This is a genomic window from Oerskovia enterophila, assembly GCF_044748475.1.
GTDB lineage: Bacteria > Actinomycetota > Actinomycetes > Actinomycetales > Cellulomonadaceae > Oerskovia > Oerskovia enterophila.
This window is the reverse complement of the sequence record NZ_JBIVFZ010000003.1, coordinates 615,600-634,027: the sequence shown is the minus strand read 5'-3', so window position 1 is coordinate 634,027 and position 18,428 is coordinate 615,600. Positions and strand designations below refer to the sequence as shown.

17 protein-coding genes and 1 riboswitch are annotated in these 18,428 nt (G+C 73.2%); of the genes, 5 read left to right on the top strand and 12 right to left on the bottom strand.

Going from position 1 to position 18,428, the window contains the following annotated elements; all coding sequences use genetic code 11:
* Nucleotides 1-2: 2 nt before the first annotated feature.
* Genes efeB through efeU form a run of 3 tightly spaced genes read right to left on the bottom strand, consistent with a single transcriptional unit; the run spans nucleotide 3 to nucleotide 3,527 of the window.
* Nucleotides 3-1,421 carry an iron uptake transporter deferrochelatase/peroxidase subunit gene (gene efeB / locus ACIPWA_RS12205; protein ID WP_400290460.1) on the bottom strand — a complete coding sequence of 473 codons (1,419 nt, stop codon included), beginning with the start codon at nucleotides 1,419-1,421 and terminating at the stop codon, nucleotides 3-5.
* Between the two features lie 13 nt (nucleotides 1,422-1,434).
* Entirely contained in the window at nucleotides 1,435-2,655 is a 1,221-nt protein-coding gene (gene efeO, locus ACIPWA_RS12200) for an iron uptake system protein EfeO (RefSeq protein ID WP_400290458.1), read from the bottom strand.
* Nucleotides 2,652-3,527 carry an iron uptake transporter permease EfeU gene (gene efeU / locus ACIPWA_RS12195; RefSeq protein ID WP_068625350.1) on the bottom strand — a complete coding sequence of 292 codons (876 nt, stop codon included), beginning with the start codon at nucleotides 3,525-3,527 and terminating at the stop codon, nucleotides 2,652-2,654. The genes efeO and efeU overlap by 4 nt, the downstream gene beginning before the upstream one ends.
* Before the next feature lie 241 nt (nucleotides 3,528-3,768).
* Nucleotides 3,769-3,836, top strand: a riboswitch (guanidine-III (ykkC-III) riboswitch).
* Nucleotides 3,837-3,849: 13 nt separating this feature from the next.
* On the opposite strand from efeU, the gene ACIPWA_RS12190 reads away from it, so the two are divergent.
* Both ACIPWA_RS12190 and ACIPWA_RS12185 read left to right on the top strand, forming a co-directional pair.
* Entirely contained in the window at nucleotides 3,850-4,164 is a 315-nt protein-coding gene (locus ACIPWA_RS12190; protein WP_400290456.1) for a DMT family transporter, read from the top strand.
* Between the two features lies 1 nt (nucleotide 4,165).
* Nucleotides 4,166-4,546 carry a DMT family transporter gene (locus ACIPWA_RS12185; RefSeq protein ID WP_400290454.1) on the top strand — a complete coding sequence of 127 codons (381 nt, stop codon included), beginning with the start codon at nucleotides 4,166-4,168 and terminating at the stop codon, nucleotides 4,544-4,546.
* A gap of 96 nt (nucleotides 4,547-4,642) precedes the next feature.
* Here ACIPWA_RS12185 and ACIPWA_RS12180 read toward each other — a convergent pair whose 3' ends face one another.
* Together ACIPWA_RS12180 and ACIPWA_RS12175 are read right to left on the bottom strand one after the other, a co-directional pair.
* A complete protein-coding gene (locus tag ACIPWA_RS12180; protein WP_400290452.1) occupies nucleotides 4,643-5,185 on the bottom strand; it encodes an NUDIX hydrolase in 543 nt (180 codons plus the stop codon).
* Between the two features lie 180 nt (nucleotides 5,186-5,365).
* A complete protein-coding gene (locus ACIPWA_RS12175; RefSeq protein ID WP_400290450.1) occupies nucleotides 5,366-6,667 on the bottom strand; it encodes a benzoate/H(+) symporter BenE family transporter in 1,302 nt (433 codons plus the stop codon).
* Between the two features lie 158 nt (nucleotides 6,668-6,825).
* On the opposite strand from ACIPWA_RS12175, the gene ACIPWA_RS12170 reads away from it, so the two are divergent.
* A complete protein-coding gene (locus ACIPWA_RS12170; protein ID WP_400290448.1) occupies nucleotides 6,826-8,262 on the top strand; it encodes an MFS transporter in 1,437 nt (478 codons plus the stop codon).
* A gap of 91 nt (nucleotides 8,263-8,353) precedes the next feature.
* Here the strand turns inward: ACIPWA_RS12170 and ACIPWA_RS12165 are convergent, their stop codons facing one another.
* The 7 genes from ACIPWA_RS12165 to ACIPWA_RS12135 form a co-directional block, all read right to left on the bottom strand.
* On the bottom strand, nucleotides 8,354-10,186 hold the full coding sequence (locus ACIPWA_RS12165) for an acetyl/propionyl/methylcrotonyl-CoA carboxylase subunit alpha (RefSeq protein ID WP_369819014.1): 1,833 nt from the start codon (nucleotides 10,184-10,186) through the stop codon (nucleotides 8,354-8,356).
* Nucleotides 10,187-10,427: 241 nt separating this feature from the next.
* Nucleotides 10,428-11,135, bottom strand: coding sequence for a Maf family protein (locus ACIPWA_RS12160; protein ID WP_400290446.1), 708 nt, complete (start codon nucleotides 11,133-11,135; stop codon nucleotides 10,428-10,430).
* Nucleotides 11,132-12,886 carry a DUF885 domain-containing protein gene (locus ACIPWA_RS12155; protein WP_400290444.1) on the bottom strand — a complete coding sequence of 585 codons (1,755 nt, stop codon included), beginning with the start codon at nucleotides 12,884-12,886 and terminating at the stop codon, nucleotides 11,132-11,134. Before ACIPWA_RS12155 ends, ACIPWA_RS12160 begins: the two co-directional genes overlap by 4 nt.
* Nucleotides 12,887-12,896: 10 nt before the next feature.
* The gene (locus tag ACIPWA_RS12150; RefSeq protein ID WP_400290443.1) at nucleotides 12,897-13,571 is read right to left on the bottom strand and encodes a hypothetical protein; all 675 of its coding nucleotides are present in this window, start codon (nucleotides 13,569-13,571) and stop codon (nucleotides 12,897-12,899) included.
* Entirely contained in the window at nucleotides 13,568-13,834 is a 267-nt protein-coding gene (locus ACIPWA_RS12145) for an acyl-CoA carboxylase epsilon subunit (protein WP_056650394.1), read from the bottom strand. The genes ACIPWA_RS12150 and ACIPWA_RS12145 overlap by 4 nt, the downstream gene beginning before the upstream one ends.
* Nucleotides 13,831-14,496, bottom strand: a complete 666-nt coding sequence (locus tag ACIPWA_RS12140) for a hypothetical protein (RefSeq protein ID WP_400290440.1) — start codon at nucleotides 14,494-14,496, stop codon at nucleotides 13,831-13,833. The genes ACIPWA_RS12145 and ACIPWA_RS12140 overlap by 4 nt, the downstream gene beginning before the upstream one ends.
* Nucleotides 14,493-16,112: an acyl-CoA carboxylase subunit beta gene (locus ACIPWA_RS12135; protein WP_068627642.1), complete on the bottom strand. Its 1,620-nt coding sequence runs from the start codon at nucleotides 16,110-16,112 to the stop codon at nucleotides 14,493-14,495. The genes ACIPWA_RS12140 and ACIPWA_RS12135 overlap by 4 nt, the downstream gene beginning before the upstream one ends.
* 180 nt (nucleotides 16,113-16,292) lie before the next feature.
* Here ACIPWA_RS12135 and ACIPWA_RS12130 point away from each other — a divergent pair, with 180 nt between their 5' ends.
* Nucleotides 16,293-17,261: a biotin--[acetyl-CoA-carboxylase] ligase gene (locus ACIPWA_RS12130; RefSeq protein WP_400290438.1), complete on the top strand. Its 969-nt coding sequence runs from the start codon at nucleotides 16,293-16,295 to the stop codon at nucleotides 17,259-17,261.
* A 41-nt stretch (nucleotides 17,262-17,302) separates the two neighbouring features.
* Nucleotides 17,303-18,406: an adenylate/guanylate cyclase domain-containing protein gene (locus tag ACIPWA_RS12125; protein WP_056763318.1), complete on the top strand. Its 1,104-nt coding sequence runs from the start codon at nucleotides 17,303-17,305 to the stop codon at nucleotides 18,404-18,406.
* Nucleotides 18,407-18,428: the final 22 nt, after the last annotated feature.

Genomic DNA, 18,428 nt, shown 5'->3' with positions numbered 1-18,428 from the left:
GGTCAGGCGAACAGCTCCTGACCCACGAACGCACCCTGGTCCCCGCCCAGCGTGGCCCCCTCGGCGACCCCGCGCGGGACGGCCCAGATCCCCGAGCCGGTGTGCCGCAGGTACTCGCTCATGAGGTCGTGCTTGGCGAGCGCGTTCTGCATGGGCACGTACTGCGTCGCGGGGTCGCGCACGTACGCGAGGAAGAACAGCCCAGCGTCGAGCCGGCCCAGCCCGTCCGAGCCGTCGGTGTAGTTGTAGCCGCGGCGCAGCATGCGCGCGCCGCCGTTGCTCGTGGGGTGCGCGAGGCGCACGTGGGACGCCGGGTCGATGAGCGGGACACCCCCGCGGCCCGCGGCCTCGAAGTCGGGCTCGGTGCGCTCCTCGCCGCCGGACAGCGGCGCCCCCGAGCCCTTGGTCCGCCCCACGATGGTCTCCTGCTCGCGCAGGGGAGCGCGGTCCCACGTCTCGATCGTCATGCGGATGCGGCGCGCGACGAGGTACGAGCCGCCCGCGAGCCAGTCGGCCCCGTCGCCCGGCGCGACCCACACGTGCTCGTCGATCGCCGAGGACTCCTCGGACGTGATGTTGGCCGTGCCGTCCTTGAAGCCGAACAGGTTCCGGGGCGTGGGCTGAGCGGTCGTGGTCGACGACGTGCGCCCGTAGCCGAGCTGGCTCCACCGCACCGACGCCGTCCCGAACGCGATGCGCGCGAGGTTGCGGATCGCGTGGACCGCGACCTGCGGGTCGTTAGCGCACGCCTGGACGGCGAGGTCCCCGCCGCAGCGCGCGTCCTCGAGCATGTCGCCCGGGAAGTGCGGCAGGTCGGCGAGGAGGTCGGGCTTGCGCCCGTCGAGGCCGAAGCGGGCAGAGCCGTCGGCGGCCGTGAAGAACGAGGGGCCGAACCCGAACGTGATCGTCAGTCCGGAGGCTGGCAGCCCCTCGGCCTCGCCCGTGTCGTCCGGCGGCGCGTCGTACGGACCGGACATGGGGCCGAACTCCCCGGCGGGCAGGCCCTGCGTCATGCGCGAGGCCGCGGCCGTCCAGGCGCGCAGCAGCGCGACGACCTCGTCGCGGTCCTGGGTCGTGACGTCCCAGGTCGCGAAGTGCAGGCTGTCCTGGACCGGGGTCGTGATCCCCGCCTGGTGCTCGCCCAGGAACGCGAACGCTCCGTCCCCCTCGGCGGGGCCCGCGCTCGGCGCGGTGTCGCGCGCCGAGGCCGTGGCGCTCCCCGCGAGGAAGCCCCCGGCGAGCCCCGCACCGGCCAGCCCGACGCCGGCCATCCCCAGGACGGCCCGCCGCGAGATGCGGCGCGCCTCCCGGGTCGGCTCGGTCGGTCGCGTGGGGTCACCGGGTCCGGCGGTCCCACTGGGTGCGTCGGGCCCCTCGAGGGCGGAGGAGCCAGCGTCGGGCTGGTCGGGCGAGGTCGTCATGGTGCGTCGGTCCTCAGAGCACCACGGCGGCGGTGAGCTGCGAGAGCGGCTCGCTCAGCGAGTCCACGGCCTGCGAGAGCGCCTTGACCTGCTCGGGCGTGAGGTCGGTGTAGAGCACGAACCCGTCGCCCTTCTTCTGCTCGTCGAGCAGGCCCTGAAGGGCCTGGAAGCGCTCGTCGAGCGTCGTGGCGAGCTTCTCGTCCTTGGCCGAGACCACGTCGCGCAGACCGTCGTAGGCGACCTTGGCGCCGTCGACGTTGGCCTGGAAGTCCCACAGGTCCGTGTGCGACCAGATCTCCTCCTCGCCCGTGACCTTGCCCGTCGCGACCTCGTCGAGCAGGCCCTTGGCGCCGTTGCCGATCGCGGGCGCGTCGATGCCGCCCGCGAACGACGCCTCGTGCGTGCGGTCGAAGAGCTCCTGGGTGTCCGCGAGGAGCTGGTCGGCGTACTGCGTGCGCTGCTCGGGCGTCAGGGCCACGTAGGTCTCGCCGCCGTTGGCGTCGGGCGCGGGCTGCCACAGGTCCTTCTCGAGCAGGTGCCAGCCGGTCCACTCCTGGCCCTCTTCGAGGTCGGCCTCGCGCAGGTCCATCTTGGGGTCGAGGTCGCCGAACGACTCGGCCACGGGCTCGATGCGCTCCCAGTGGACGCGCACCGGGGCGTAGAGAGCCTTGGCCGCCTCGTCGTCGCCCGCCTTGTACGCGGTCACGAACTCCTGGGTGCCCTCGAGGAGCTGCTCGGTCTGGTCCTTGACGTACGCGACGTAGTTGGTCGAGGCCAGGGCGATCTGGTCGGCGACCGCGCCCGTGGGCTCGACGTCCTTGCCCGAGTCGGTCACGGTGAAGTCGGAGCGGATGCCGTCGCCGATCATGCCGGGCTTGCAGGCCGTCACGTACCGGCCGGGCTTGGCCGTGAGGACCAGGTCGCGGCTGATGCCCGGGCCGATGTTCTCGACCTCGGACACGATCCGCAGGCCGTCCTCGGCGAGCAGGTAGAACTCGGTCACGTCGTCTCCCGTGTTGGTCACGCTGAAGACGATGTTGCCCGACGGCGCCTCGGCGGCCGAGAGCGTGCACGCGTCGGCCGAGGAGTCGACCGTGAGCTTCGCGGAACCGTCCGCGGCACCGGTCGCACCGGCAGCGGGCGGGTCGTTGGGCGTGCAGGCGGCCAGGGCGGGGACGAGCAGTGCGACGGCGAGCAGCGGCGCTGCGACGCGGGTGGCCCGTGAGCGGGTCATCGGTTTCCTCCGGGAGTCGTGACGATGGTTGCCGGGGTGCTGGCCTGCGCGGGGGCACTGCTGCGAGGCGCGCTGAACCAGACGGTCCGGACGAAGAAGAACAGCGTGGGGACGAGGTAGAGCCACCAGGCGGCGAGCTCGAGCCAGGTGGTCGCGGGGGAGAAGTTGAAGACGCCCTTGAGGACCGTGCCGTACCAGCTCGAGGGCGGGATCTGCGCACTGACGTCGAACGCCAGGTTGTGCAGCCCGGGCAGGATGCCGGCCTCCTGGAGGTCGTGCACGCCGTAGGAGAGGACTCCTGCGGCGACGACGATCAGGAACAGGCCGGTCCAGGCGAAGAAGACGCGCAGGTTGAGCTTGACGGCACCCTTGTAGACGGCCCAGCCGAGCAGGACGGCCACGGCCAGCCCGAGCACGGCTCCGAGCAGCGGCTTGGTCGTGGTGCCCGTGGCCTGGGCGCCGGCCCACAGGAAGAGCGCGGTCTCGAGGCCCTCGCGCCCGACGGCGAGCAGCGCCATGACGACCACGGCCCACTTCCCGGCCGCCACTGCGTCGTCGAGCTTGTGCTGCAGGTCGGTCTTGAGGTGCCGGGCGGTCTTGCCCATCCAGAAGATCATCCACGTGATGAGTCCGACCGCGACGATCGACAGCGTGCCGCCGATGGCCTCCTGGGCCTCGAACGTCAGCCCCTGCGGCCCGTACGTCAGGGCCGCGCCGAAGCCGATCGAGACGGCCACGGCGATGCCGACCCCGAGCCAGAGGTACGGGAGCAGGTCGCGCCGACCGGTCTTGACCAGGTAGGCGACGAGGATGCTGACGACGAGCGCGGCCTCGAGGCCTTCACGCAGGCCGATGAGGAAGTTGGCGAACACGGGAGTCCTTCGACGGGTCGCGGGGCGGGGGAGCCCGGGAGCCGGAGGCCGGGGCGGCCGGTGGTCGCAGCGGTGGGGCCCGGCCGACCTGGGACTCGCGTCCTAGTTTGGTAAGGCTTGCCTTCCTCCGCGAGAACAGTACTCCCGTCGCCCGGGTGCGGGAACCGGAGTCCGCGTGACCTGTCCCACACCACCCTGGATCCTCTCCCTGGCCGCAGCGGCGCACTCTTGGTACACTGGTACCAAGTTCCTCCGACGAGGAACGCGCGGACGAGGGAGCAGTACCCGCACGGACAAGACTGACTCAGAGGGGTTACTTGTCATGGCTTGGGTTGTCCTCGTCCTCTCCGGGATGCTGGAGGCCGTCTGGGCGACGGCGCTGTCCGCATCGGAGAACTTCACGCGCAAGCGACCGACGGTCGTCTTCGCCCTGTCCCTGACGCTGAGCATGGTCGGTCTCGCCTGGGCGATGACCTCGCTGCCCACGGGTACCGCCTACGCGGTGTGGGTCGGCATCGGCGCCACGCTCACGGTCGTCTGGGGATTCTTCACCGGCGTCGAGCGGTTCACCTGGCTGCGCGGGCTGCTCCTGGTCCTGCTCGTCGGTTCCGTGGTCGGCCTCAAGGTGGTGAGCTGACATGCCGTGGATCGTCCTGCTCCTCAGCGCCGTCTTCGAGGCCGTTTGGGCCACGGCCCTGGGCCAGTCCGACGGCTTCTCGAACCTCGTCCCGTCGATCGTCTTCTTCGTCGCGCTCGCCGTCAGCATGGGTGGGCTCGGCTGGGCCGTCAAGCACATCCCGATCGGCACCGCCTACGCGGTGTGGGTCGGCATCGGTGCGGCCCTGACCGTGTCCTACGCGATCCTGACGGGCGACGAGTCCGCCTCCGTCGGCAAGGTCGTCTTCATCGCGGGCATCATCGCCGCGGTCGTGGGGCTCAAGCTCGTCCCGCACGGACCCGCGAAGGAGCCCGCACCCACCGAGGTCGCGACCGCCCAGGACGACCTGCCGGGCCGCTAGCGACCACGCGTCGGACGGCCCGTGGCCGGTCCTCGTACGTCGAGGGGCGACCACGGGCCGTTCGCGCGCCAGGCCCTCGCGCGGCGGCCGACGTCGTCAGAGGACCTCGGCGAACCGTCCCACGAGCTCGGGCCACGCGTCCCGGAACGCGTCCAGCAGGGGGAGCGAGGTGACGTCCTCGACCGCGACCCACGCGATCTCGAGGCTCTCGGCGTCGGTCGCTCGTGCCTCGAGGTGCGCACCCGGCACGACCTCCGCGAGCACCGTCGTGTATCGCCACGGCCCGTGGTCCAGGACCCGGTCGCCGACGATCGTCACGAGTGCGGGGTCCACGCCGGCCTCCTCGTGCGCTTCGCGCAGCGCGCCCTGCTCGGGCGTCTCGTCGGGGTGGATCGCGCCACCGGGCACGCCCCACGTGCCGCCCTGGTCGCTCCAGGTCGCCCGGTGCTGCAGCAGGACGTGGCTCACGCGCCCGTCCTCGCCCCGGCGCGCGACGAGCAGGCCCGCGGCTCCCGCGAGCCCCCAGTGCCGCCTGCCGCACGTGCACTCGACCCAGCCGTCCCCGGGCTGGAGATGGCGGGGAGCGCGGGGCGCGTCGGTCGTGGGGGTCGGAGGCGTGGGCTCGGTCGGGATCGTCACGGTCCCACCCTGCCATCCGGCGGGCCCGCCGGGACAGCGCCCGGCCGCGGTGACCACGTCGTGGACAGTCAGCCCCGCAGGGGGACCTGCGAAGAGAACGGAGGCTCCGCCGTCGGGCAGGAGGAAGGACCGGCCCGACGGCGCCACGCGGCCCGGGCCCGCACCGCGCCCGCGCGGCCCTCACGCCGCGCGGCGACGCCTGCCGACCGTGAGGACCCCGTAGGTGACGAGCCCGACGACGACTCCCCAGAACGCCGACCCGACGTGGGCGACCACGATCCCCGAGGTCGTGACGACGAGCGTCAGCACGGCCGCCTCGAGTGCCGCAGGAGAGGGGCTCGCGCCGGGCGTCGAGGCCGCGGGGGCGAAGGTCCCCGCGAGGGCGCCCGTGAGCGCGCCGACGAGCGCGACGCCCGCGACGGTCGTGACCAGGGCCGTCGGCACGGCGTGGAACAGGCCGACCAGGCTCCCCGCGAACGTCCCCACGACCAGGTACCCCACGCCGCACGCGACCCCCGCGACGTAGCGGCGCGTGCGGTCCTCGTGGGCCTCCGGGCCCGTGCAGATGCCCGCGGTGATCGCGGCCAGGTTGATGCCGTGCGCGCCGAACGGTGCGAGGAAGGCCCAGGCCGCCGCGGTCCCGCCGACCAGCAGCCGGCTGTTCGGGCGGTATCCGCTCGCGCGCAGCATCTCCAGGCCCGGGCCGTTCTGGGCGCTCAGCGTCACGAGCAGGAGCGGGACGGAGATCCCGACGACCGCGCCCAGGTCGAGCGTCGGGGTGGTCCACTCGGGGACGGCCAGGGCGAGCGCGGTCGTCGGGCGCGAGACGTCGCCCGCGACGAGCGCCGCCACGACCCCGGCGAGCAGCGCCGCCAGGACGGCGTAGCGCGGCGCGAGGCGACGCACCACGACGAACGCGACCGCGACGCTCGCCCCGATCGCGGGCGAGCCGACTGCGCTCACGACCGCCCCCAGGACGAACGGGAGCAGGACCCCCGCGAGCAGCGCCGAGAGGATCTGGGGCGGGACGGCCGCCAGGAGCCGTCCGAACACCCCGCTCGCGCCGAGCGCGAGCGCTGCCACGGCCGCGACGAGATAGGCGCCCACGACGTCGGAGAACGCGAAGTCGCCCAGCGTGCCGAGCAGCAGGGCGGCGCCGGGCGTCGACCATGCCGTGATGACGGGCTGACGCGTCAGCAGGCTCAGGACCACGCCCGTCAGTCCGCTGCCGATCGAGACGGCCCACAGCCAGGAGGTCGTCTGGGCCGTCGTGAGCCCGCCGTCGTGCGCGGCCTGCAGGATGATGAGCGACGGTCCGGCGAACGAGACCATGACCGCGACCAGGCCCGCGACCACGGCCGAGATCGACGATGCGCGCACCAGACCCGGGGACGGCACCGGTCCCGTGAGCAGGTCGACGGTCCGGGCAGGGGCGGCGCGGGGGCTCCCGGCGGGGAGCGGTGCGGGCGGTTCGGACGTCACGGGCCCACCCTGCCACCACGGCGGTGCCGCGAGCGGGAACCGGGCGGGGAGACGGCCGTGCGACTCCGGGGGCGGTCCGAGCCGGACGACCCGTCTGCGGACGGGCGACGGGCCCGAATACGGTGGACGCACGGTCCTGCGCCCCGCACCATGGACGGGTGAGTCATCCCGAGCCGAACATCGTGTCCGACCCGACCGCAGAGGATGCCTCGACAGGCGCCGACGCCAGTCCCTCCCACCCTTCTGAGCCCGCCGATCCTGCGGCTGCTCCCTACGGTCCCGCGGGCCAGCCCGAGCCCGCAGACCAGGCTGACCCCGCCAGCCCGTCCGGCCCGCCGCCGACCGACGACGAGGCCGACAAGCCGCGCTGGCGTCGCGACGCCACGATCTTCCTGGGTGGGCAGACCGTCTCGCTGTTCGGGTCGATGCTCGTGCAGTACGCGATCATGTGGCACCTGACGCTCGAGACCAAGTCCGGGTCGGTCCTGGCGCTCGCGACCGTCTTCGGGTTCCTGCCTCAGGCGGTCGTGTCGATCTTCGGCGGGGTCTGGGCGGACCGGCTCAACCGCAAGTTCCTGATCATCGCGGCCGACGCCTCGATCGCGGTCACGACCCTCGCCCTCGCGCTGCTCATGCTCTCGGGCAGCGACGACCTGTGGTTCATCTACGCCGCGCTCGCGATCCGCTCGGTCGGTGCCGGGATCCAGATGCCCGCGGTGTCCTCGCTCCTCCCGCAGCTCGTCCCGGTGAGCAAGCTCATGCGGGTCAACGGCATCAACGGGTCGATCCAGTCGGCCATGACGCTGCTCGCCCCCGCGGTCGCGGCAGGCGTCTACGCGAGTGCCTCGATCGTCGCGATCTTCTTCGTCGACGTCGTCACGGCCGTGATCGGGATCGGCCTCCTGGCGCTGATCCCCGTGACCAAGGTGCTGCGCGCCGACCTGGCGGCGGGCGAGAAGGTCGGGTACTTCGACGACCTCGTGGGCGGCCTGCGCTACCTGCGCGGCCACACCTTCGTGCGCTGGGTCCTGGGCCTCTACGCGATCGTGTTCCTGCTGATCGTGGCCCCGTCCTATCTCACGCCGCTCATGGTCGTGCGGACGTTCGGCGAGGAGGTCTGGAAGCTCACGGCCAACGAGCTCGCGTTCTCGTTCGGCGCGATCGTCGGCGGCGTGCTGCTCGCCACCTGGGGCGGGCTCAAGAACCGGGTCGCGATGATCGTCGGCGCGACGTTCGTGTTCGGCGTGCTCTCGGTCGGTCTGGGCCTGTCGACGAACATGTGGGTCTTCTTCACGTTCATGTTCCTCCTCGGCGTCGCCGTGCCCGCTTTCGCCACGACCTCGATGACGGTCCTGCAGGAGACGGTCGAACCCGACCGGCAGGGGCGTGTCTTCGGGTTCGTCGGCATCGTGATGGCGCTCGCGATGCCGCTCGGCATGCTGATCTTCGGCCCGCTCGCGGACCGGTACTCGGTCGAGTCGCTCCTGATCGTGTCGGGCGCGCTCATGTTCGTCGTGATCGCGGTCGCGACCCTGGTTCCCTCGGGGCGCCGGGCCATGCGTGCGGCGGACGCGCACACCTCGACCACGGTCTGACCGTCCGACGCCGGAGACGCCGACGGGGTCCGGCCGGCACGCTCGGTGGAGCGTGCCGACCGGACCCCGTCGGCGTCTCGGTGGAAGAACCTCAGGCAGACGCCTCGGTCACGTCCGTGATCTCGCAGATCGAGGTGCCCGAGCTGACGCTCGCGCCGACGCCCGCCGTCAGGCCCGTGATGCGCCCCGCACGGTGCGCGACGAGAGGCTGCTCCATCTTCATGGCCTCGAGGACCACGATGAGGTCGCCCTCGGCGACCACGGCACCCTCGGCCACGGCGACCTTGACGATCGTGCCCTGCATGGGCGAGGCCAGCGTGGTGCCGTTGCTCGAGCCCGCCTTGGCGGTCGAACGACGGGCGGGGCGGCGAGCCGCGTTGGCCGAGCGGGCGCGGCCCGCCGCCATGCCGAGGCCCGCGGGGAGCACGACCTCGAGGCGCTTGCCGCCGACCTCGACGACCACGCGCTCGGTCGCGGGGGCCTCGTCCTCCTCGGTGGGCGACTGGGCGGGCGTGGCCGGCGCGAGCTTGGTCAGCTCGTCGGCGAACGTGGTCTCGATCCAGCGCGTGTGCACGCGGAACGCCGAGCCGTCGGTCGGGACGAAGTCCTCGGAGTCGAGCACCGCGCGGTGGAACGGGACGACCGTCGGGATGCCCTCGACGACCATCTCGCGCAGCGCGCGCCGCGCCCGCTGGACGGCCTCGAGGCGCGTCGCGCCGGTCACGATGACCTTGGCGATCATCGAGTCGAACGCACCGGAGATGACGTCGCCCTCGCTCACGCCGCTGTCGACGCGTACGCCCGGGCCGCTGGGGAAGTGCAGGCGCGAGATGCGACCGGGCGCCGGCAGGAAGTTCGCGGCCGGGTCCTCGCCGTTGATGCGGAACTCGAGCGAGTGCCCCCGGGTGGCGACCTGGGTGTAGCCGAGCGGCTCGCCCGCCGCGATGCGCAGCTGCTCGCGCACCAGGTCGATGCCCGTGACCTCCTCGGAGACCGGGTGCTCGACCTGCAGTCGCGTGTTGACCTCGAGGAACGAGATGGTGCCGTCGGCGCCCACGAGGAACTCGCAGGTCCCGGCGCCGACGTACCCGGCCTCGCGCAGGATCGCCTCGGACGCCTTGTAGAGCTCGGCCTGCTGCTCGTCGGTCAGGAACGGCGCGGGGGCCTCCTCGACGAGCTTCTGGTGGCGACGCTGGAGCGAGCAGTCGCGCGTCGAGACGACCACGACCGTGCCGTGCTCGTCGGCCAGGCACTGGGTCTCGACGTGGCGCGGGGTGTCCAGGTAGCGCTCGACGAAGCACTCGCCGCGACCGAACGCGGCCGTGGCCTCGCGGACCGCGGAGTCGAACAGCTCGTCGATCTCGTCGACCGTGCGGGCGACCTTGAGCCCGCGGCCGCCGCCGCCGAAGGCCGCCTTGATCGCGATGGGCAGGCCGTGCTCGGCGGCGAACGCGTGGACCTCGGTCGCGTCGGCGACGGGGTCCGGGGTACCCGGGACCAGGGGAGCGCCGGCGCGGTGCGCGATGTGCCGGGCGCTCACCTTGTCGCCGAGCGCGTCGATCGCGGCGGGGGGCGGGCCGATCCAGACGAGGCCCGCGTCGATCACGGCCTGGGCGAACCCGGCGTTCTCGGCGAGGAAGCCGTAGCCCGGGTGCACCGCGTCGGCGCCCGCGCGGCGTGCGACGTCGAGCAGCTTGGCGACGTCGAGGTAGGTGTCGGCGGCGCGTGCGCCGTCGAGCGCGTACGCCTCGTCGGCGAGGCGGACGTGCAGGGCCTCGCGGTCGGAGTCCGCGTAGACGGCGACCGACGCGATCGAGGCGTCGGCGCAGGCGCGGGCGATACGGACCGCGATCTCCCCGCGGTTGGCGATGAGAACCTTCGACAGTCGTCTGGGCAGGCTGGTCGCGGGGTTCGTTGAGTTCACGGGCACGGCTCACGGTAACGCGTCGGGCGCCCTCGGTTCACGCTCCGACCACCGGTACCGGACAAGATTGGAGATCAGGCCAAGGCGCACCGGGGTCGTTTGTAGGAACCCTCCATGGTCGGCGGGACGAACCGCCCCGGGGTCGGCCTGGGTTGTGCGGCCTCGACAAGCGACGGCCCGCCCGCTCCGCCGCGCCGCACCCGAGGGCGTGGCGCGGCGGAGCAGGCGGGCCGTCAGGGGCTCACGCCCAGAGGTCGGTCCAGGCCACGTCGATCTCGCCGAGCAGCTCGCGCACGAGCGGCAGGCTGATGCCGACCACGCCGTGGTGGTCGCCCTCGATGCTCTCGACGAACGCCCCGCCCAGCCCGTCGACCGTGAACGCGCCGGCGACCGCGAGGGGCTCGCCCGTCGCGACGTAGGCGGCGATCTCGGCGTCGGTCACGTCGGCGAAGTGGATCGTGGTCGAGCTGGTCGCGCCCAGCGTCGCCCCGCTTCCGCCGTCCTGCGGGTCGCGCAGGTCGACGAGCCAGTGCCCGGTGTGCAGCACGCCGGACCGGCCACGCATCGCGCGCCACCGGGCGGTCGCCTCGTCGGCGTCCTTCGGCTTGCCGTACACCTCGCCCGCGAGCTCGAGCATCGAGTCGCAGCCGACCACGATCGGTGCGCTCTCCTCGGGCCCGACGGCGTCGCTCGCCTCGTCCCGCTCGCGCGCCTCGCGCGTGATCACCTGGGCGACCTCCTCGGCCTTCGCCTGGGCGAGGACGAGCACCGCGTCGGCGGGGTCGAGCGCACCGAACCGTGCGGTCGCGGCGTCGAGGACCGCGTCCTCGTCGAGTCCGGAGACCCGGACCTCGGGCGTGACGCCCGCCGAGCGCAGGGTCGCGAGCCTGGCCGGGGACTGCGAGGCCAGGAGCAGGCGGGGAGCGGGGAGGCTCGTGGGCTCGTTCACCGCAGGGCTCCGCGCAGCACGTCGAGGCCGACCGAGCCGAGGTTCAGCGCGCGCTCGTGGAACGCCTTGACGTCGAACTCCTCGCCGCGGGCCTCCGCAGCCGCACGGGCCGCGTCGCGCGTCTGCTCCCACAGGCGCTGGCCGACCTTGTAGGACGGGGCCTGCCCCGGCCACCCGAGGTAGCGGTTGAGCTCGAAGCGCACGAACGACTCGTCCATGTTGACGTTGGCCTTGAGGAACTCCCAGGCCTTGTCCGCGTCCCAGCGCGGGTCCTCGGAGTCGCCGCGCCACTCCTCGGGGGCGTCGAGCCCCAGGTGCACACCGATGTCGAGCACGACGCGCGCGGCGCGCATGCGCTGGCCGTCGAGCATCCCGAGCCGGTCGCCCGGGTCGTCGAGGTAGCCCAGGTCGGCCATGAGGCGCTCGGCGTACAGGGCCCAGCCCTCGCCGTGGCCCGAGACCCAGCACGCGAGGCGGCGCCAGGAGTTGAGCGTGTCGCGCGCCGCGACGGCCTGGCCGCACTGCAGGTGGTGGCCCGGGACGCCCTCGTGGTAGACGGTCGTCTTCTCGCGCCACGTGTTGAACTCGGTGACGCCCGGGGGCACGGACCACCACATGCGCCCGGGGCGCGAGAAGTCGTCGCTCGGGGGCGTGTAGTAGATCCCGCCGGTCTGGGTCGGGGCGATCATGCACTCGAGGTCCAGGACCGGGGTGGGGATGTCGAAGTGCACGCCGTCGAGCGCCTGGATCGCGGCGTCGGACGTCTCCTGCATCCACGCGCGCAGCGCGTCGGTGCCGTCGAGCTTGCGGCTCGGGTCCGCGTCGAGGATCGCGACGGCCTCCTCGACCGTGGCGCCGGGCCCGGCGATCTGGGCGGCGACGGCCTCCTGCTCGGCGATGACGCGCGCGAGCTCCTCGAGTCCCCACCGGTAGGTCTCCTCGAGGTCGACCTCGGCCCCGAGGAAGTTGCGCGACGCGAGGGCGTAGCGCTCGCGCCCCACGCCGTCGGCCGTGGGGGCCTGCGGGGCGAGCTCGTCCTCGAGGAAGGCAGCGAGCCTGCCGTAGGCGGCCACGGCGTCGGTGGCGCCGATCTCGAGCTCCTTGCGCACCAGGGAGCATGCGGCGGACTCGTCGAGGACCGCTGCGGCCTCGTCGCCACGGACGAACGTGACGAAGAACGACGTCTCGGGGTCCGCGAGCTCGCGGGCCTGCTTGACGCCCTCGCGGACCTGGCGGATCGCTGCGACGTTGCCGCGCGCGGCGCCGGCCCTGAGCGAGGCGATGTACCCGTCCATGGCGCCCGGGAGGGCGGCGAGCCGGGCCGCGACGTTCTCCCAGGCCTCGACCGTGCCCGTGGGCATCATGTCGAAGATGTCGCGCAGCTCCTGCAGCGGGGACGCGATGTTGTTGAGTAGCGAGAGGTCCTCGCCGGCCTCGTGGAGCTCGAGCGAGAGACCGATGCGCTCGCGCATCGCGGCGAGCGTGACGCGGTCGACGTCGTCGACGGGCTCGACGTCCGCGAGCTCGGCCAGCACGGCCCGGTCCGCGGCCGCGAGGGCCTCGTACCCGGCGGGCGACAGGTCGGTCATGCGGTGGTCGTAACCCGTGAGGCCCATGGCCGTGGCGGCGAGCGGGTTCAGGTCGGCGACCGTCAGCACGTACGCGTCGGCGATCGCGTCGATCGCCGAGGGCGTGCGGGGGGTCCGGGCGGTGGGGGTGCCGGGCTCGGCCGGCGAGGTGGGTGAGGTCACCCGGTAGAGGTTACTGCGTGGTACCCGTGTCGTCCGGATCGTCGCCGCCGGTCCGCTCCGGGTGCATCGCCGCGAGCAGGTCGTCGGCCCAGGCGCGCTGGTAGCGCACGAGGACGACGCGTGGGCGTCCTTCCGTGCCCCGGGGGTACCAGACCGCGACGGGGTCGCCCGAGCGGGGGCCGTCCGTCCCGGCGGGGACGGGCACCGTGAACGGTGCCCGGACGGGGACGTGGTCGACCGAGAAGGTGAGCCGACCGCTCACGTGCGCGGCGCCGTCGGGCAGCTCGCGTGCGGATCCGGAGGGAACCCCGGCCGTGACGTCGACGAGCACCGAGCCCGTGGTGCGCTCGGCCGCCGTCAGCAGGGCGTCGCGTGCGCGGGTCTCGCGCTGCGCGTCGCGGTCGTCGAGGTAGCGCGCGAGCGCGAGGACCGCGACGAGCAGGAGCAGGACGGTCAGGACGCCCAGCACGGCGGCCGGCAGGGGCCAGCCCTGCGACGGGGCGAGCTGCTGGTAGGCGACGAGCGCGACCGTCGGGACGGTCGGGACGATCCACGCCCACCGGCGCCAGCCGGTGCGGGCCGGGAGCGGGGGCAGGGCGGGCCCGCTGCCGTCGGCCGTGAGCGGACGTTCGACGGCCCCGGGGCCGTCCGCGAGCTCGACCAGGACGGTCGTGGACTGGCTCATGACTGCAGGCTCCACCGCCAGGAGTCGGCGTTGTGCCGACCCGAGCGGCCACCGAAGCTCTTGGCCGTCGCGCCCGCCCCGGTCCCGCGCAGACCGCGCGCACGGTTGGTCCACTCGGACAGGGGCGCCTCGTCGTCGGGCACGTGCGCGGCCGCCGCGGCCGCGGCGAGGCCGGCGACGAGCGCCGCGACCTCGAGGTCGTCGGGAGCGCCGCGCACCACGCGCAGCGAACGTCCCGACGACGCCTCGGGGGTCCCGCTCACAGGTTGCCGTCCGTCGGGTCGTCCGCCGCGTCCCCGTACCCCTCGAAGTCGGCGGCCTCGCCGCGCGACGCGGCCCACTCGGGGATGTCGAAGCCGGCCTCGGCGAGGGCCGCGACGACCTGCTCGCCCGCGTTGTCGAGGAAGTCGATGACCGAGTCGAGCGAGGAGTCGGGCGTCGAGCCCGGCCCCACGACGAAGCCCAGGTAGAAGGGCTCGGCGACCTCCGGGGCCGGGGGCGCGTCCGCGTCGACGCCCGCGCCGAGCTCCTCGTCCGAGGCCCACACGAGCGACGTGAGGTCCGGGTGCATTCCGAGCGAACCGTGCAGCGCGTCGTAGACCTGGGCGTTGAGCGTGCTGATGCGCGCCTCGAGGGCCAGGACGCGCGGGTCCTCGTCGGCCTCGGACGCGCCGAACTCGGAGCGCACGCCGACCGCGGTGCCGATGTAGTCGTGCAGCGCCGCTGCCAGGGCGTCGACCGCGGCGTGCAGCGGTGCCTCGTCGACCGGGCCGAGCGGCTCGGCGCCGTGCGACACGCTGTCGTGACCGTTGTCCGGGTGGTCGTGGCCCTCGTGGCCCTCGTGGCTGTCGCTCGTGTGCTCGTCGGGCATGTCGTCCTCGCGGTTCGTCTCGTGGTTCGCGTCGTCGTGCGGTGCTGAGGTCACAGCGGGATGTTCCCGTGCTTCTTGGGGGGCAGGCTCGCACGCTTGGTGCGCAGCGCGCGCAGCGCACGCACGACCTGCACGCGGGTCTCCGACGGACGGATCACCGCGTCGACGTAGCCGCGCTCGGCCGCGTCCCAGGGGTTCACGATGGCCTCCTCGTACTCCCCGACCAGGCGGGCCCGCTCGGCGTCGACGTCCAGCCCCGCGTCCGCCGCGGCCTTGAGGGTGCCGCGCTGGAGGATGTTGACCGCGCCGCCCGCGCCCATGACGGCGATCTGGGCCGTGGGCCACGCGAGGTTGACGTCTGCGCCGAGCTGCTTGGAGCCCATGACGATGTACGCGCCACCGTACGCCTTGCGGGTGATGAGCGTGACGAGCGGGACCGTGGCCTCGGCGTACGCGTAGATGAGCTTGGCGCCGCGACGGATGATGCCCTGGTGCTCCTGGTCGACGCCCGGCAGGAAGCCCGGGACGTCCACGAGCGTCAGGACGGGGATGTTGAACGCGTCGCACGTGCGCACGAACCGCGCGGCCTTCTCGGCCGCGTCGATGTCGAGCGTCCCGGCCATCGCGAGGGGCTGGTTGGCCACGACGCCGACCGACTGGCCCTCGACGTGCCCGAACCCGATCAGCACGTTCTTCGCGAACAGCGGCTGGACCTCGAGGAAGTCGCCGTCGTCCAGGACGTGCTCGATCACGGTGCGCATGTCGTACGGCTGCGAGTCCGAGTCGGGCACCAGGGTGTCGAGCTCGAGGTCCTCGTCCGTGACCTCGAGCTCGGTGTCCTCGGGCGGGAAGCCGGGGGCGTCCGAGAGGTTGTTCTGCGGCAGGTAGCCGATGAGGTGGCGCACGTAGTCGATCGCGTCGTCCTCGTCGGTGCCCATGTAGTGCGCGACGCCCGAGCGCTCGTTGTGGGTGCGCGCCCCGCCGAGCTCCTCGAAGCCCACGTCCTCGCCCGTGACCGCACGGATCACGTCGGGGCCCGTGATGAACATGTTCGACGTCTGGTCGGCCATGACGATGAAGTCGGTCAGGGCCGGGGAGTACACGGCCCCGCCCGCGCTCGGGCCGAGGATGAGCGAGATCTGCGGGATGACGCCCGAGGCCGCGACGTTGCGGCGGAAGATCTCCGCGAACTGCGTCAGGGCCGCGACGCCCTCCTGGATGCGTGCGCCGCCGCCGTCGGAGATCCCGATGAGCGGTACGCCCGTGCGCAGCGCCAGGTCCTGGACCTTGGTGATCTTCTGGCCGTGCACCTCGCCGAGGCTCCCGCCGAAGACCGTGAAGTCCTGGGAGTAGATGCACACCTGACGGCCGTCGACTGTCCCGTGCCCCACGACCACGCCGTCGCCCGCGAGCCGCTTCTTCTCGAGCCCGAAGTTGGTCGAGCGGTGCTTGGCGAACGCGTCGAGCTCGACGAAGCTGCCCTCGTCGAGCAGGGCCTCGATCCGCTCGCGGGCCGTCTTCTTGTTCCGGGCGTGCTGCTTGGCGCGAGCCGTCTCCTCGGGCGCGACGGACGCCTCGGCGCGCCGACGGTCGAGGTCGGCGAGCTTCGCTGCGGTGCCGATGAGCTGACCGGTGGGGGCCGGGGTGGTGCCGGCGACAGGTTCGTTCACGCAGACGAGCCTAGTTGGTGGGTGGGACCAAGCGGGTGCGGGGGATCGCACCGGCGTCCGCGTCGGCGTTGGAGGGTTCCCACAATCCGTTGCGAGGCGGTGCCCGTCGTCGTGCGGGATGCCGGTTCGTCGTGCGGGTGGTGCTGCCGTCCCCCGGGCGCGTCCGTGCATGATGGGGGCATGACGACTGCCGACCGCCCCGCGCTGCGCCCCGACTTCCTGCGGGACCTGCTCGTGGTCCCGCACGGCCCGCTCGAGCGCCTCGAGGTCGTCGAGGAGTCCGTCTCGACCAACACCGAGCTGGCCGCGGCCGTGGCTGCGGACCCGCGGGCCTGGCCTGCGCCCGCGCTGCTCGTGGCCGAGCACCAGGTCGGTGGGCGGGGACGTGCGGGGCGCACCTGGGAGACGCCCGCGCGGACCGCGCTGACGGGCTCGCTCCTGGTCCGCCCCGACGTGCCGCGCGAGAGCCTGAGCTGGCTGCCGCTGCTCGCGGGCCTCGCGACGGTCCGGTGCCTGCGCGCGACCGCGGGCGTCGAGGCCGTGGTCAAGTGGCCCAACGACGTGCTCGTCCCGGGGCCGGGCGCCGCTGCCGGTGGCGAGGAGGCGGAGGAGATCGAGGGGTGGGGGACGTACCGCAAGGTCGCGGGCATCCTGTGCGAGCTCCTGCCCGACGGCGGAGCGATCGTGGGCGTCGGGCTCAACGTCCTGCAGGGCGAGGGCGAGCTCCCGGTCGCCTCGGCCACGTCGCTCGCCCTGGCGGGGGCGGCCACGACCGACCGCGAGGTCCTGCTCACCGCGCTCGAGGAGTCGTTCGCGCTGACGCTCGGTCGGTGGCAGGACGCGGGCGGGGACGCCGAGGCCGCGGGCCTCGTCGCGGAGTGCGTCGAGGTCAGCGGGACGCTGGGTGCGCACGTGCGCATCGACCTCACGGGCGGGGGACAGGTCACGGGTGAGGCCTACGGGTTCGGCCCCGACGGTTCGTTGCTCGTCCGGGGCGACGACGGGACGGTCCGTTCGCTGCACAGCGGCGACGTGCACCACCTGCGCGTGGGCTCGGGATCCGCGGCCGGCTCGGGGACCTCCTCGGTGACCGGCGGGACGGCCTCCTCGGGGCCCGTCGGCGGCCCCGTCGGTGCTCCCGCCGGGTGAGCGGGCCGAGGCGCACGGCCGCGCTGAACTAGGATCTGTCTGTGACGCACGACATCCCTGAGGCAGCCGAAGAGACCACCGAGACGACGAAGGCAGCCGAGGAGAGTCGAGCGGACGGCCCTGGTGTCCCCGAGCGGGCGACGGTCGAGGCAGACGTCGATGCGGCCCTCCTGGGTGGGCCCCGTGCCCTCACGGTCGAGGGGCTCGCGGAGCGGGCCGGGCTCACGGAGAAGCAGGTGCGCTCGTACTGGCAGGCGCTCGGGCTCCCGATCACCGAGGAGCAGGAGCAGATGTTCACCGAGGACGACGCGGTCGCCCTCGAGCAGATCTACTCGGTCGCCGAGCGCGAGCAGTTCGACGACCGGTCGCTGACGACCCTCATCCGGTCGATGGGCCACACGACCGAACGGCTCGTGCTCTGGCAGGTCGAGGCGCTCGTCGAGCACATGACCAAGCGGTTCGACCTCGACGACACGAGCGCCCGGCTGCTCGTGCTCGACCGCCTCCCGGACCTCGCGCCCGTGCTGGAGACCCAGCTGAGCCACGCCTGGCGACGACAGCTCGCGGCCGTCGCCGCGCGCTTCACGGTCGAGTTCTCCGACGCGCGCGCGGGCGACGTCACGGACTCCCAGGCGCTGCCGCTCCCGCGGGCCGTCGGGTTCGCCGACATCGTGTCGTTCACCAAGCGGACGGCGGGTCTGGGGTCGAGCGAGCTCGCCGAGTTCGTCCAGCTCTTCGAGACCCGGGCGCGCGACGTCATCACCGCCGCGGGCGGTCGGGTCGTCAAGACCATCGGCGACGCGGTCCTGTACGTCGCCGACGACGTCGCGACGGGTGCCAAGGTCGCGCTCGGTCTCGCCGAGGAGGCCGAGCGGGCCGGCGAGGGGGTCGAGGTCCCGCCCGTCCGGGTCAGCCTCGTCTGGGGCAGGGTGCTCTCGCGCTTCGGTGACGTGTTCGGCCCGTCGGTCAACCTCGCGTCGCGGCTCACCGAGATCGCCGAGCCGGCGACCGTGCTGATCGACCGCGAGACGGCCGCGCTCCTGTCGCGGGACTCGCGGTTCGCGCTGACGGCCCAGCCCGAGCGCGAGGTCCATGGCCTCGGGGTGATCGAGCCCGTGCGTCTCCAGTGGGCGTACAAGGGCTGACCGCCCTTCGGTCAGGGCGGCG